This is a genomic window from Paenibacillus sp. FSL H8-0548, from assembly GCF_038630985.1.
Taxonomy (GTDB): domain Bacteria; phylum Bacillota; class Bacilli; order Paenibacillales; family Paenibacillaceae; genus Pristimantibacillus.
The window spans coordinates 4,413,957-4,427,099 of the sequence record NZ_CP152049.1; the positions used below are offsets into that span (position 1 = coordinate 4,413,957).

12 protein-coding genes are annotated in these 13,143 nt (G+C 45.2%); 4 read left to right on the top strand and 8 right to left on the bottom strand.

The features are described 5' to 3' along the window. Positions 1-58: 58 nt before the first annotated feature. Complete coding sequence (gene hrcA / locus MHI37_RS19275) at positions 59-1,084, bottom strand: heat-inducible transcriptional repressor HrcA (RefSeq protein ID WP_076336767.1); 1,026 nt, start codon at positions 1,082-1,084, stop codon at positions 59-61. 311 nt (positions 1,085-1,395) lie between these two features. Here hrcA and MHI37_RS19280 point away from each other — a divergent pair, with 311 nt between their 5' ends. From MHI37_RS19280 to MHI37_RS19290, 3 genes are all read left to right on the top strand, one after another. Continuing rightward, positions 1,396-2,352, top strand: a complete 957-nt coding sequence (locus tag MHI37_RS19280; RefSeq protein ID WP_076336766.1) for a sugar ABC transporter permease — start codon at positions 1,396-1,398, stop codon at positions 2,350-2,352. Beyond that, entirely contained in the window at positions 2,349-3,179 is an 831-nt protein-coding gene (locus MHI37_RS19285) for a carbohydrate ABC transporter permease (RefSeq protein ID WP_076336765.1), read from the top strand. The genes MHI37_RS19280 and MHI37_RS19285 overlap by 4 nt, the downstream gene beginning before the upstream one ends. Before the next feature lie 76 nt (positions 3,180-3,255). Beyond that, on the top strand, positions 3,256-4,650 hold the full coding sequence (locus MHI37_RS19290) for an ABC transporter substrate-binding protein (protein ID WP_076336764.1): 1,395 nt from the start codon (positions 3,256-3,258) through the stop codon (positions 4,648-4,650). A 76-nt stretch (positions 4,651-4,726) separates the two neighbouring features. Here MHI37_RS19290 and MHI37_RS19295 read toward each other — a convergent pair whose 3' ends face one another. The 7 genes from MHI37_RS19295 to gpr all read right to left on the bottom strand — a co-directional run bounded on the left by MHI37_RS19295 (position 4,727) and on the right by gpr (position 12,353). Then, complete coding sequence (locus tag MHI37_RS19295) at positions 4,727-5,002, bottom strand: hypothetical protein (protein WP_076336763.1); 276 nt, start codon at positions 5,000-5,002, stop codon at positions 4,727-4,729. 91 nt (positions 5,003-5,093) lie between these two features. Continuing rightward, complete coding sequence (locus tag MHI37_RS19300; RefSeq protein ID WP_076336762.1) at positions 5,094-5,564, bottom strand: N-acetyltransferase; 471 nt, start codon at positions 5,562-5,564, stop codon at positions 5,094-5,096. A 93-nt stretch (positions 5,565-5,657) separates the two neighbouring features. Continuing rightward, positions 5,658-6,818, bottom strand: a complete 1,161-nt coding sequence (gene hemW, locus MHI37_RS19305) for a radical SAM family heme chaperone HemW (RefSeq protein WP_076336761.1) — start codon at positions 6,816-6,818, stop codon at positions 5,658-5,660. 141 nt (positions 6,819-6,959) lie between these two features. Next, positions 6,960-8,777 (bottom strand): translation elongation factor 4, encoded by a 1,818-nt coding sequence (gene lepA, locus MHI37_RS19310; protein ID WP_076336760.1) that lies wholly within the window; start codon positions 8,775-8,777, stop codon positions 6,960-6,962. An 80-nt stretch (positions 8,778-8,857) separates the two neighbouring features. Further along, positions 8,858-9,295 (bottom strand): hypothetical protein, encoded by a 438-nt coding sequence (locus MHI37_RS19315; RefSeq protein ID WP_076336759.1) that lies wholly within the window; start codon positions 9,293-9,295, stop codon positions 8,858-8,860. Between the two features lie 46 nt (positions 9,296-9,341). After that, positions 9,342-10,562 (bottom strand): stage II sporulation protein P, encoded by a 1,221-nt coding sequence (locus MHI37_RS19320; RefSeq protein WP_076336758.1) that lies wholly within the window; start codon positions 10,560-10,562, stop codon positions 9,342-9,344. Between the two features lie 783 nt (positions 10,563-11,345). Continuing rightward, on the bottom strand, positions 11,346-12,353 hold the full coding sequence (gene gpr / locus MHI37_RS19325; protein WP_076336757.1) for a GPR endopeptidase: 1,008 nt from the start codon (positions 12,351-12,353) through the stop codon (positions 11,346-11,348). Between the two features lie 217 nt (positions 12,354-12,570). On the opposite strand from gpr, the gene rpsT reads away from it, so the two are divergent. Further along, positions 12,571-12,843, top strand: a complete 273-nt coding sequence (rpsT, locus tag MHI37_RS19330) for a 30S ribosomal protein S20 (protein ID WP_076336756.1) — start codon at positions 12,571-12,573, stop codon at positions 12,841-12,843. Positions 12,844-13,143: the final 300 nt, after the last annotated feature.

Sequence of the window (13,143 nt, forward strand, 5' to 3'; positions counted from 1 at the left end):
GCAATCACCTCCTTAAAAGTTTACGAAGTAAATTTGGCTTCATCAGCGCAGGATGTTACTACTTATACCAGCGGCCTAAAAGAACAGCCATATCCTTAGATATAATGTCCAATAAGCTTATGACTTTGCCGTATTCCATTCGTGTTGGTCCTAGAATGCCGATCGTTCCCAGCGATTGACCATCAATTGCATAGGTTGCTGTTATTAAACTACAATCGCTAATTGCCTTGTGGTCATTTTCTGTCCCGATACGTACTTGTATACCTGACGGAAGGCCGGTAAACATTTTCATTATGGCTGGTGTCTCATCAAGTAAATCCAAAATTGTTTTTACCTTGTCTACATCCTTGAACTCAGGCTGCGTTAGCATATTTGTTGCACCGCCAAGAAAAATCCGATGCTCATCTTCATTTTGAAGCGCATGATCCAGCACCTGCAGCAGTTGCTCGTAATGATCAACATGCCGTTCAAGCTCTTGCCCAACTTCAGTGTAAAGCTTTGCTCTTAGACGGATTAATGGGACGCCAACAAGCTTCGAGTTCAAAATATTAACGACTTTCTCCATATCATCCATTTTCAGGCCTTCTGGAATCGATATCGTTCTATTTTCAACATGCCCGGTGTTCGTCACGATGATGGCGACTGCTGATGTATGATCAAGCGGTATAAGGCCAAAATGCTTAAGTGACGTGCTGAACATCTCTGGTCCGAGCAAAATGGATGTATAATTGGTCAAATTGGACAAAATCATTGCAGTTTGCTGAATGACCTGCTCCATTTGATTCATTTTGTCCGTCACAAATGAGCGGACCATGCCAATATCATTCTCATCCACTTCATTAAGCTTCACTAAATGGTCTACGTAATAACGGTAGCCTTTCGTCGATGGGATACGACCCGCTGAAGTGTGCGGCTGCTCTAGAAACCCAAGCTCCTCGAGATCCGCCATTTCATTGCGAATGGTGGCTGGACTGAAGCCAACGTCGCCGCGCTTCGAAATGCTGCGTGAGCCAACTGGTTCAGCTGAGCGAATATAGTCATCCACAATAGCGTGCAATATCATCCGTTGTCGTTCCGTCAGCATTCGAATTCCCCCTACGTAAATGTCAGTTCCGTCATTTCGGTTTACCATCGTTAGCACTCAATCGAATCGAGTGCTAATCATTACTACAAAAATACCAAACCATCTTGTCAATTGTCAAGTCGGTTCGGAATTTTTCATGCGCCTATTTATAGGTAAGCATACAGCGGGCAAGCAAATGCCACCATCTTTTCACGCTAGGAATGGGATTTAAGTGCCTGAAGAACACAATTTATTATTAATTTCAAAACATTCCTCTAACATTCGAATTTTACACTAAACGGAGAACTTAGATGTGAAAGGATGAATGAGTAATGAATATGCAAGAAGGCAAGCTTACTTTGGCTGTTCAACGTAAGCCTCGCTCTCCGTTTGCTAGCCAACTTCTCGTTAAGACCGTACGGTTGCGAGAAAATGTGCTTGGTTATTTATTTTTAGCCCCTTCACTTGTGCTGTTTACGTTGTTTTTATTTTTTCCTTTACTCAAATCTATCTATTTAAGCTTCCAATTAACAGACCCTAGGGGAAGAGTTGCTGCCTATGTCGGGTTAGACAACTATTCACAGCTATTCTCGTCGGAATTGTTCTGGAATAGTCTCACCGTAACTGGCCTATTTACATTATATACGGTTCCTGTCGGCATCGTACTTGGTATCGTTACAGCTGCTCTTACCCATATAAAGCTGCCTGCCATGCGCATTTTTCAATTTATGTTCGCGATGCCGCTTGCATTGTCAGTCAGTACAGCAGCAGTGATTTGGATGATCTTGTTTCACCCCACCCTCGGTATGCTGAATTATATACTAGCCCAGCTCGGAATTACCCCTATACAATGGCTTACCAATCCATCAACTGCATTATTATCCATATCTATGATGACGATCTGGATGCAATCGGGCTTCAACTATATCATTGTGCTGAGCGGCTTGCAGAGCATATCGGATGACATGATCGAGAGCGCAAAAATCGATGGGGCAGGACCAATGCGAGCATTTTTGCAAATTGTGCTTCCTCTCCTATCACCTACATTATTTTTCCTTGCAGTCATCTCGATCATTAGTTCCTTTCAATCCTTTGGCCAAATCCATCTTCTAACGAAGGGCGGACCTGCTGGATCAACAGAGGTATTCGTTTATTCCATCTATAAGGAAGCGTTCATTAATTATCAATTCGGGACAGGAAGCGCCTTGTCGTTAGTGCTGTTCGCTATTATTCTCGCCTTAACGATCGTCCAATTTGTCTTTGTTGAGAAGAAGGTGCATTACCAATGATCGGAATAAAACCATTCATGCGTCGTTCTATTATCTACCTTATACTCTCGTTACTTTCCGTAGGCATGCTGTTTCCTCTCATCTATACCTTTCTACAATCATTAATGACACCGGAGCAATCGAGTCATTTTCCGCCAAGGCTGTTTCCTGAGAGCCTTTATTTCGGCAGTATCTCTGCTGTATTTGAGCTTATCCCTGTGGGTACGTTCATAGCGAATAGTTTTTTGATTTCGACAATCATTATGGTTGGACAAGTTTTTATTGCAAGCATGGCTGCTTACGCTTTCGTTTATGTCCGTTTTGCCGGCAAAAAATATTGGTTTTCATTGTTTCTCTCTACGATGATGATTCCATGGGAAGTTACCATTATCCCTAATTATTTGACTGTAAAATCATGGGGATGGCTGGATTCTTATCAAGGCTTGACGATTCCTTTTCTGGCTTCCGCATTTGGCGTTTTTCTTCTTCGTCAATATTTCATGCAGCTGCCGCGCGAGCTATTTGAAGCAGCAAAAATAGATGGCAGCGGGCATATCCGTCACTTCCTAATGATCGTCTTGCCGTTATCACGTCCAGCTATCGCTTCACTATCTGTCTATGTATTTCTAAATTCATGGAATATGTACCTATGGCCCCTGCTGACTACGAACAGCGCGAAAATGCGAACCGTACAGATTGGCATTAGTATGCTGCAGTTCGAAGAAATGACAAGCTGGAACATTGTATTAGCCGGCGTAACGATTGTACTTCTTCCTTCATTGCTGCTGCTGATTATTGGGTTAAAGCAGCTTGTGCGGGGAATTACTGCCGGTGCTGTAAAAGGATAGTTAAAGAGGTGGCTGCGTCTACTTAGACGATTCCATACATGCTTTGAAAAAAAGTAGTAGAGAGGGAGAGAAGAAGATGAATGCAAGTCTTAAGTCCGGATTGACGATTACGATGGCAATAATGTTGTTTGCAGTAACAGCATGCGGAGGCAATAGCCCTGTCAACACAGGCAATGCGGAGGTACCTTCTGCTGCAAACACAACTGGAGCGACTGCCGCTCCATCTGATACAGCAAAAGAGCCAATTAAAGTGGTATGGTGGCACTCGATGGGCGGAGAACTCGGTAAAGCAGTATCCCAGCTAGTTATTGATTATAACGCTTCCCAAAGTGATGTAATCGTCGAAGAAGTGTTCCAAGGAACCTATGATGAGAGCTTGAATAAAATGAAAGCTTCTATGGATTCCAAATCAGGCCCCTCACTCATTCAAGTGTACGAAATCGGTTCACGCTTTATGATCGATTCTAAAGCGACAACGCCGGTACAAACCTTTGTAGATGCTGAAGGCTACGATCTTTCTCAGTTAGAAGAAAACATTACAAATTATTATACGTTTGACGGCAAGCTGCACTCCATGCCCTTTAATACATCGAATCCGATTTTGTATTACAACAAAGATTTGTTCAAAGCGGCAGGACTTGATGCTGAGAAAGCACCCGTAACCTTTGAAGAAATAAAAGACGCAGCTGCCAAGCTTACGCAAAATGGACAAACAGGCGCTTCATTCGCCATTTATGGTTGGTTCATGGAGCAGTTGTTTGCTAATCAAGGCATCGAATATGTTAATAATGGCAATGGACGTACCGCATCAGCGACAGAATCCCAGCTGAACAATGAGACGGGTCTCAAAACATTAACCTGGTGGAAGGAGCTTGTAGACAGCAAATCAGCACTTAACTTAGGGCGTAAAACGGATGATACGAAAAAAGCTTTCGCAGCAGGTCAAATTGCTATGACCTTGGATTCTACAGCTTCCCTGCGCGGAATTGTTGATGCCGTAGGCGGGAAATTTGAAGTAGGAACCGGCTTCCTGCCTAAGCCAGCAGACGCTAAGGATGGCGGCGTAGTTGTTGGCGGAGCAAGCTTGTGGATTTTAAATAATAAGCCAGAAGCAGAACAGAAGGCCGCATGGGATTTCATCAAATTTTTAGCTAAGCCAGAAACTCAAGCTTATTGGCATATCAATACAGGCTACTTCCCGATTACGAAAAAAGCTTACGACGAGCAGATTGTAGCCGATAATTTAGCGAAGTATCCGCAATTCCAAACCGCAGTCGATCAATTGCATCAATCGATACCATCTCCTGCTTCGCAAGGAGCGGTAATCGGTGTGTTCCCTGAAGCGCGTCAGCTTGTTGAAACAGCGATCGAAGAAGCTTTAACAGGCGTAAAAGAACCGCAAAAAGCACTCGATGACGCCGCTAAAGCGATCACAGAAAAAATTGCGAATTACAACAAGACAGTAAAATAAGAAATGAAAAGAAGCCAAACCCTGCTCGAGGGTTTGGCTTCTTTGTTTCATCGCAACTTACTTACAGATTGAATGCTTATACTTTATGCACTCTGCCTGCTTCATCGATTGCAAATTTTTCTTTTCTAACGCGTTCCTCGCCTTTAAACAGTTCGACTACTCGGAATGAGGGAACGGAGTCATCTATATTCACTTTCCAGTCGCCTGTGTTTAACAAAGCAAATACCTCATCGTACTCCATTGCCTTGAAGCCATAAAATCCGCTAAAGCCTGCCCATTTCTTCAAGAGCACTGTGGTTACATGCTTGAGCTTATCTTCTACAGCTGTTGATTGATCGTTTTTTTGGGTCATTTTTTTATTTCTCCTCTATGTGACAATAAACATCTATCTTGACTATATACCAAAACGCGCTGCATTACTATCAAGAGGAGCAATAGTTGCGTTAATCCAGCATTTTTAACACTGCGATTTCATCGCATGCCAGCTGTTTTGGACAATTGACGCAATCCTTCCATACCTTTTCCGGGAAAATTTCTTTATCTACAACCTCAAAGCCATTTTTCTCAAAAAAGGATACTGCATAGGTCAACGCCATAATTTTCGGTATTTGCTGCTCTCTCGCCGCTTCGATTAAAGCGTCCACCAGCTTGCTCCCGATGCCAACACCTTTGTAGCCCTCGGACATGCCGAGCGAACGAATCTCTACTAGATCCTTGCCTAATCTCGTCAGGGAGCCGCAGCCGACCACCTCGTCCCCTATCTGTGCGACGACGAATGTATCTATCATATATTCGAGCGCTTCCCGAGTGCGAGGCAGCATAATGCCTTTTTCGGCATAACCTTTTATTAACTGAAACAAAGTCTCGATATCCTCTGATGTCGCTTTTCTGCATTTAACCTGTACTGCCTGCATTGTGCCCTTCGCCTCCACCCGGTGCAAGTTCAAATTCAATATGAATAAATATACAACACAACGCATTTTTTCTCAATAGAATTTTTAGCTATTTTATCCGATAAAAGCACCAAAAACTTCGTTTCCGAGCAGCACGCCCTTATCGGTTAACCGATAGATGGTGTCATCCGTCGTTTCTTCCGCTTCAAGAAGGCCATCCTTCAATAGTTTCCCGATCACCTCGCCAAACTTCTCCTCCAGCGTATGTCCGGGAAATTGATTAGAGAAGCGCGACGCAGGTACGCCCTCCAGCAGCCTTAAGCCAACCATCATTAGATCCTCCATCGCCTCATGCTCAGGCACCTCAAACGACTCCAAGCGAGGGAGCTTCTGCGCAGCAGCATCGATGTAAGGCGTAATTCCCTTCAGGTTTACATGACGCATACGGCCCACATAACCATGAGCACCCGCTCCGAGGCCGTAGTAGGGTTCATTGCGCCAGTAAGTGGAGTTATGCTTACTTTCATATCCAGGCTTCGCAAAGTTGCTAATCTCATAGTGGGCATAGCCGTTGCTGCTGAGCATTTCCATTAGGAGGATAAACATATTAAATTCCTCTTCCTCTGGAGGCAAAGGCAGCTCGTTGCGTTCATACAGCTTATGGAACAACGTATTTTCCTCTACTTTTAAGCTATAGATCGAGTAGTGAGGCAATTTCAGCTCCATTGCGCGGTTAACGCTGTCTGCTAGCAGTTCAACGGTTTGGCCGGGCAAACCAAACATTAAATCAATGGATAAATTAGTAAAGCCGACTGCACGCGCATTTTCAATGCTGCGGTACACATCATCAACGCTATGAATACGGCCAATACGCTCGAGCAAGCCGTTATCGAAGGACTGCACCCCGAAACTGATCCGGTTCACGCCGCCTTCCTTCATAGCCGTCAGCTTATCGATATCTGTCGTTCCCGGGTTCGCTTCCATCGAAAACTCTACATTCGGAGCCATTGGAAAATAGGTGTGAACCGCCTTCAAAAATCTCTCCATTTGAGGGGGCGTCAGCACCGTCGGGGTGCCTCCGCCAACAAATACAGTATCAATCTCTACGGGAGGCCATTCTGCGACTGTTCTTTGCATTTCCTGCTCTAGCGCATCCAAATATTGATCAACCGGCTGACCCTTCAACACATAAGAAGTAAAATCACAATAGTGGCATTTGTTCGTGCAAAAAGGGATGTGTATATATAAAGCGCGTGGTGACTGCGTTATGGACATCGTTAACCTTCTCCTTCAAGCGTAAACATTAGAATGCAGCCATAGCATCCGATCCTGTCTCGCATTGAAATATAGTTCGATATTATGATCGAAATAAACAGAAAAAAGGGAGAGCAGCGCCCTCCCTCATCCTCGTACGTTTTAATCCTCGCCGATTTTGAGCACCGCCATGAACGCTTCCTGCGGTACCTCTACACTACCTACCTGCTTCATCCGTTTCTTGCCTTCCTTCTGCTTCTCAAGCAGCTTCCGCTTCCGGCTAATATCGCCGCCGTAGCATTTGGCAAGAACGTTTTTGCGCATCGCTTTAACTGTTTCACGTGAGATAATCTTATTGCCGATAGATGCTTGAATCGGCACCTCAAACATTTGACGCGGAATCAGCTCTTTCAGCTTCTCGCAAATTACTTTACCGCGGTGATAGGCACGATCTCGGTGTACAATCACTGACAAGGCATCAACCTGCTCATTATTAAGCATAATGTCCATTTTCACGAGATTGGATTTCCGGTAACCCGAAACCTCATAGTCGAATGACGCATAACCCTTCGTGCTCGATTTGAGCTGATCGAAGAAATCATACACAACTTCTGAAAGTGGAATCTGGTAAGTAATCGTTACGCGATTCGTGTCCAAATATTCCATATTAACAAATTCGCCGCGTTTGTTCTGGCAAAGCTCCATAATAGCACCAACATAATCGTTAGGTACGATAATGCCTGCTTTAACGAACGGCTCCTCAACAAAATCAAGCTTGCCTGCTTCCGGATAATTCGAAGGGTTATCAATCTCCATCGAATCGCCATTGGTCAGCGTGACTTTGTAAATTACGCTCGGCGCTGTCGTAATAAGCGGAATATTGAACTCCCGTTCAATTCTCTCTTGAATAATTTCCATATGCAGGAGACCAAGGAATCCGCAGCGGAATCCAAAGCCCAGCGCTGTGGAGGATTCTGGCTCGTATCTTAGCGATGCGTCGTTTAGCTCCAGCTTCTCAAGCGCCTCGCGCAAGTCATTATAGTCCTGCGTCTCGATTGGGTACAATCCGCAGAATACCATTGGGTTGATCTGACGATAGCCTGGCAGACGCTCTGGTGCAGGTCGCTTCGCTTCTGTAACGGTATCACCGACACGAGTATCCTTAACGTTCTTAATACCCGCTACGATAAAGCCAACATCGCCAACCGCCAGCTCATTCACGATCGCCATTCTTGGCATAAAGGCACCGACCTCGATGACTTCAAACTCAGCTCCTGTTGCCATAAAGCGAATTTTTTTGCCTGCCTTAATGCTTCCGTCCACTACCCGAACATAAACGATAACGCCTTTGTAGGGATCATAGTGAGAGTCGAAAATAAGTGCTTTAAGCGGATCATCCGGATTTCCTTCCGGAGAAGGCATCTTCGTAACAACCTGCTCTAATATTTCTTTTATGCCAATGCCAGACTTTGCCGAAGCAAGCACTGCATCGCTAGCATCCAATCCAATAACATCCTCAATTTCCTGCTTTACCCGCTCAGGCTCGGCACTAGGCAAATCGATTTTGTTAATGACGGGTACAATTTCCAAGTTGTTGTCCAGCGCCAAATATACGTTGGCAAGCGTCTGTGCCTCAATTCCCTGCGCAGCATCTACGACGAGCAAAGCTCCCTCACAAGCCGCGAGGCTCCGAGATACCTCGTATGTAAAGTCGACATGTCCAGGCGTATCAATCAAATTGAGTATATACTCGATACCATCATCTGCCGTATACGCTAAACGAACCGCTTGCAGCTTAATCGTAATGCCGCGCTCCCGCTCCAAATCCATTTTGTCAAGAACCTGTTCCTGCATCTCGCGAGAGGACAAGGCACCGGTAAATTCTAATATCCGGTCAGCAAGTGTCGATTTTCCGTGGTCAATATGCGCGATAATGGAAAAATTCCTAATTCTTTTTTGTCGGTCACGTACGTCAGTCATGCCTAACCCCCACAATTTCCAATAATGCTAATCATTCCACCTATTATATCAGTTTAGAGGAAGACCAGCAATGTTCATTATCACTTGGTCAGGCCATCGAATATCGAAACGACCATTCGAATGCCATTGCTTGACATATTTTGCAGCAGGCCAGAAGTCGAATCTGCAATCCGATTAACAGCCGGCTGACTTGTTTCAAGCGGTACTCCAGGCAATCGATCATTCATAAGCGGCAGCTCCTCAGTCGCCTTGGAAGCATAGCTGCCTCCAGCCGCGGAAAGCCTCTTAAGCTCTGCGAGATCCTTTTCCAGCTGAGCAATTTTCTGCTGCTGAATATTCATCAGCTCTTCAGCAGGGCTTGTCGTCTCCAGCGGCGTTGCGTATTCTGTATATTCACTGCCGCCTTCCATAGGACCATATATTCGCTCAATGCCTGAGGAGGACATTTCTATGCCGTACATGACGATAATAGCCATCGCTCCGCCGATTACTGTCCATTTTAGCGCGTTCCGCTTCATTGGCTTTTCAATCCTCTCTTTGCCACATTAGATGATTTGGTTTAGTTCAATTAGCCTTAGCTCCCGATACCTTCTCATCAGCCCAATAAATGCTTGATATCACCTCAGCAAGCGCATCGGCCGTCCGATAGGATTCCGCTAGTGTATTATCTACACCTCCAACTTCGATCAGGACGCTATCCGAGGCAAGGGACTGATTGTATTCCGCATTGCCGGATGCCGCTGTCTTGCCCCATATGCCGCGCGAGATGCCAGGATATTTTTTTTCAAGAGCATCGTGAATTTTAGTCGCAAAAGCTTCGTTTTGTTCCCAGTTTGGATTTTTATGACCGATAATAAAATACACCTGAGCGTAGCTTTTTCCATCTATCTCGATCGTTGTATATTTACGCTTCTGCGAATCACGATGCAGATCAAAGAAAAACTTCAAGTCCTTGCTGCTGGCAATCGCTTCTTTTACTGTTTTCATCGAATATTTATAGGATAATTCCCATCTGTAATTTTGAATGGCTGTTGGATAATCGGTATCGGAATGCTGTGCGCCAACACCGTTCTCCTCGAGCTTCTGCGCGAGCCGTTTGCCCACAAGTGTTATATTTTTTGTTTTCGAGTTAGGATCCTTCGTTTTATCTGTCAGCTCGGGATACCAGGATTCCCGATTATGCGAGTGATACACAAACGCAACCTTAGAGTCACCAGTTGTCTGCTTTCCTGGTACGTCCTTCGTACCGTTATCGACTGGCTCGTCTGTAGGCGTCGGCAGCTCAGTTACCCCTTCCGTTCCTATGCCCTCTGGTAATATGCCCGTCAGGTCATTAGAAATCGGCGCATTGTCCTCTGGCCCTACTGCAGTATCAGTCCCTACCCCTTTTCGTATGAGAAAAGCATCATTCACGCTCATGCCAGGCAGTTCCCCTGCCAGCATGCTCCTTGGATCACTCGGATTAATATCGGTCAAGGCACGCATTAGCAATGTGCTTATTTGTTTGGCCGTAATGGGATCTTCCTGTTGGCTGCTCTGAAATGCAGGCATCTCCATCTCTAGCATATCCCCAAAAAACCCGCCGGATACTGCCGCGGCGAATCCTTTCATCGAATTGACAGGTGACGACGTCGTTTGCTGATGTGCCATCCCTGCAAAACCTAGCAACACAAAAAACACCATAGAACAAAAAGATAGCAGCGCAAATGTACGCCCCGTCACCAGCAGCTGTCTCACACGTTTACTTTCCCTTCCTATATCCAGCAGCATCATTTTTCTTTTCATAAGCTGTACTACCTCCCGCTTCTTTGTGCCAGTGGCTCTTAGTTACTACTAAACTATGATAGTGATAGAGTTCATAGAACTCAGAATGGCTGAAAGCCTCACAGACGATAGATTCGCATTTCCAGCTAACAGCGACACTCATAAGGATGAGAGATGGCTAGTGTGGAGGTACATTAACTTAGATCATTTTTGCGGGAGCTGGATACTGGTATGACCGCGTGGAAGGGCTAGAGCGTGTGTGCCGGTGTTGAATGAGAGAGTCCAGAGGGCCCCGCATTACGGAGGACTGGAGCAGCTCATGCGCTTGAATAACTCTAGCTGAACCACCCCAGCCAAGATTACCCGTCGGACTAGGGCAGCTCATGCGCATGAATAGCCCTCGATGAGTTGTCTACACTGCACTTTGTGCAATGAAATCCCACTAACTTCGAATTCTCCCGAGCTACACTGCACTTTCTGCAGCCTATCCCTCAGTTTTCGCCTATTTTACCTCGTTGGAGACTATTTTCACTGCATATATGCAATGCAGGTTCCTAATTAGAGTGTCATGTCAGGTTTCTGTTGTAGTTTGTACAATGTAGAGGTGTTCGATGAAGCGAGGAGTTACTTTCCACTTATCTAGCTTGGCAGAACAAAGATCATAGAATGCTCAGCCCAAAGCCCTTTTTTCTCAAAATGAAATACAAAAAGCCGAACAATTCATAATGAACTGTCCGGCTTTTTTTAAAAAAAGACTTTGAATATTTTCGCAAGAAGAGAGCCGCTGCACGTACAGCTCAACCCTTAGTGCGTGTAAGCAGCTACATTGCTTGTATCAACTGCTTCATGAAGCGAGGCATTTAGACCACTTGCAATAATATTCGCGATATCCTCAATAAACTCATCAATTTCTTTAGGTGTCACGAGCAGATCATGTCCAATTGGACTCAACACTTCCTTAACAAGCTGAAGGCGCTCGTTCTCCTCCATTTGATTGACTAACCCAAGGATATGGTCAGAATTAGCGTTCTGCTGCTTAAAATGATTGCTCATCATTTCAAGCGTGTTGTTTACTATGGTGGAAGCATATACCACGGTCGGAACACCTATCGCAATTACTGGGACCCCTAAAATTTCTTCCGTCAGACCTTTCCGTTTATTACCAATTCCCGAACCGGGATGAATGCCTGTATCCGCTATTTGAATGGTCGTATTCACGCGTTCCAATGCTTTGGATGCAAGGGCATCGATGGCGATGACCAGCTCTGGCTTAGTTTTCTCGACGATGCCGTGTACGATTTCACTGGACTCAATCCCCGTAATGCCAAGCACGCCTGGCGCTACCGCGCTTACCGGTCTATAGCCAGGCGCAACCTGGTCAGGCATCAGCTCGAAATAATGACGCGTCACCATCACATTCTCGACGACGATAGGACCAAGCGCATCTGGTGTGACATTCCAGTTGCCTAAACCAACAATAAGGACACGCGCAGTTTTACTTATAGATAAACGCTCCAAGAAAGCTTCAAAATGTTTGGCGAACTGTGTTGCCACGCGATCCTGCAAGCCAGTATCGCCATTTCGCAGCCCGGGCACCTCAATCGTAACGTAATGCCCCTGCATTTTACCGATAGCTTGCGAACCCTGCTCATTCTGAACGTGCAGCTGTGTTATGGTGATGCCATCGTCCTCCGTTATTTCGGATTGAATGCCCGGAATTACGCCTCCTAAAGGGGCCTCAGCCATTTCCTTTGCTTCAAGTGCCAAATCGGTTCGGACATTATAGTTCTGCAAATCAAGCTCTTTCTCCACTGCTCTTTTCTCCTCTCAACGTATGTTCTAGAGTTATTGTTCGCAGATGGCATTATTTCATACTCCTTGCACTCACCACGAGCATTTGCAATGCAATCATAACAAGACACTTCCTGCTATTGCTTTTTGAGCATTGGCATGATAGTATATTTTAAGTTATGTTGTCTAGGTTTATTATGTAGATGAACCGTTGTAAACAGTTTAGGAGGTGAATTCCATGCCAAATATTAAATCCGCGATTAAACGCGTTAAAACAAACGAAAAGCGTCGTGCTTTGAATGCTTCCCAAAAATCCGCACTTCGTTCGGCTGTTAAAATTGCAGACCAAGCTATCGCTGGCACTGATGTAGATGCTGCTAAAGCAGCACTTATCGCTGCAACGAAAAAATTGGACAAAGCAGCAACTAAAGGCCTGATTCATAAAAATGCGGCTTCCCGCAAAAAATCACGTCTTGCGAAAAGACTAAATGCCATTTCGGCTCAAGCCTAAGCAAGAGATAAGTCTAATCAAGAGTGAGCGTCTCCGGATACTTTCTCTTAGGTTAGCTCAAGGTGAAACGGCTGTCGCCGTCCTTTAGCGGCGCCAGCGCGTTTCATTCCCAGAAATATAGAGAAAGTATGGCGAAATGATGTACTTTCCTATATTTTCTAAAAAAAGCTTCACCGCTCTTCTTGAGCGGTGAAGCTTTTTTTGTGATTCAGCGTAAGAACAAAATCACCCTTACGGATGATTCGAAATCGCGGTCGCGTCAGCTCACACTTCTAACGGAAACCACAGACGCTAAATCGC

What these genes read in the sequence shown, in the direction of transcription:
- hrcA (WP_076336767.1), bottom strand. Translation starts at nt 1,084, where the DNA reads ATGCTGACGGAACGACAACGGATGATATTGCACGCTATTGTGGATGAC.
- MHI37_RS19280 (WP_076336766.1), top strand. Translation starts at nt 1,396, where the DNA reads ATGAATATGCAAGAAGGCAAGCTTACTTTGGCTGTTCAACGTAAGCCT.
- MHI37_RS19285 (WP_076336765.1), top strand. Translation starts at nt 2,349, where the DNA reads ATGATCGGAATAAAACCATTCATGCGTCGTTCTATTATCTACCTTATA.
- MHI37_RS19290 (WP_076336764.1), top strand. Translation starts at nt 3,256, where the DNA reads ATGAATGCAAGTCTTAAGTCCGGATTGACGATTACGATGGCAATAATG.
- MHI37_RS19295 (WP_076336763.1), bottom strand. Translation starts at nt 5,002, where the DNA reads ATGACCCAAAAAAACGATCAATCAACAGCTGTAGAAGATAAGCTCAAG.
- MHI37_RS19300 (WP_076336762.1), bottom strand. Translation starts at nt 5,564, where the DNA reads ATGCAGGCAGTACAGGTTAAATGCAGAAAAGCGACATCAGAGGATATC.
- hemW (WP_076336761.1), bottom strand. Translation starts at nt 6,818, where the DNA reads ATGTCCATAACGCAGTCACCACGCGCTTTATATATACACATCCCTTTT.
- lepA (WP_076336760.1), bottom strand. Translation starts at nt 8,777, where the DNA reads ATGACTGACGTACGTGACCGACAAAAAAGAATTAGGAATTTTTCCATT.
- MHI37_RS19315 (WP_076336759.1), bottom strand. Translation starts at nt 9,295, where the DNA reads ATGAAGCGGAACGCGCTAAAATGGACAGTAATCGGCGGAGCGATGGCT.
- MHI37_RS19320 (WP_076336758.1), bottom strand. Translation starts at nt 10,562, where the DNA reads ATGAAAAGAAAAATGATGCTGCTGGATATAGGAAGGGAAAGTAAACGT.
- rpsT (WP_076336756.1), top strand. Translation starts at nt 12,571, where the DNA reads ATGCCAAATATTAAATCCGCGATTAAACGCGTTAAAACAAACGAAAAG.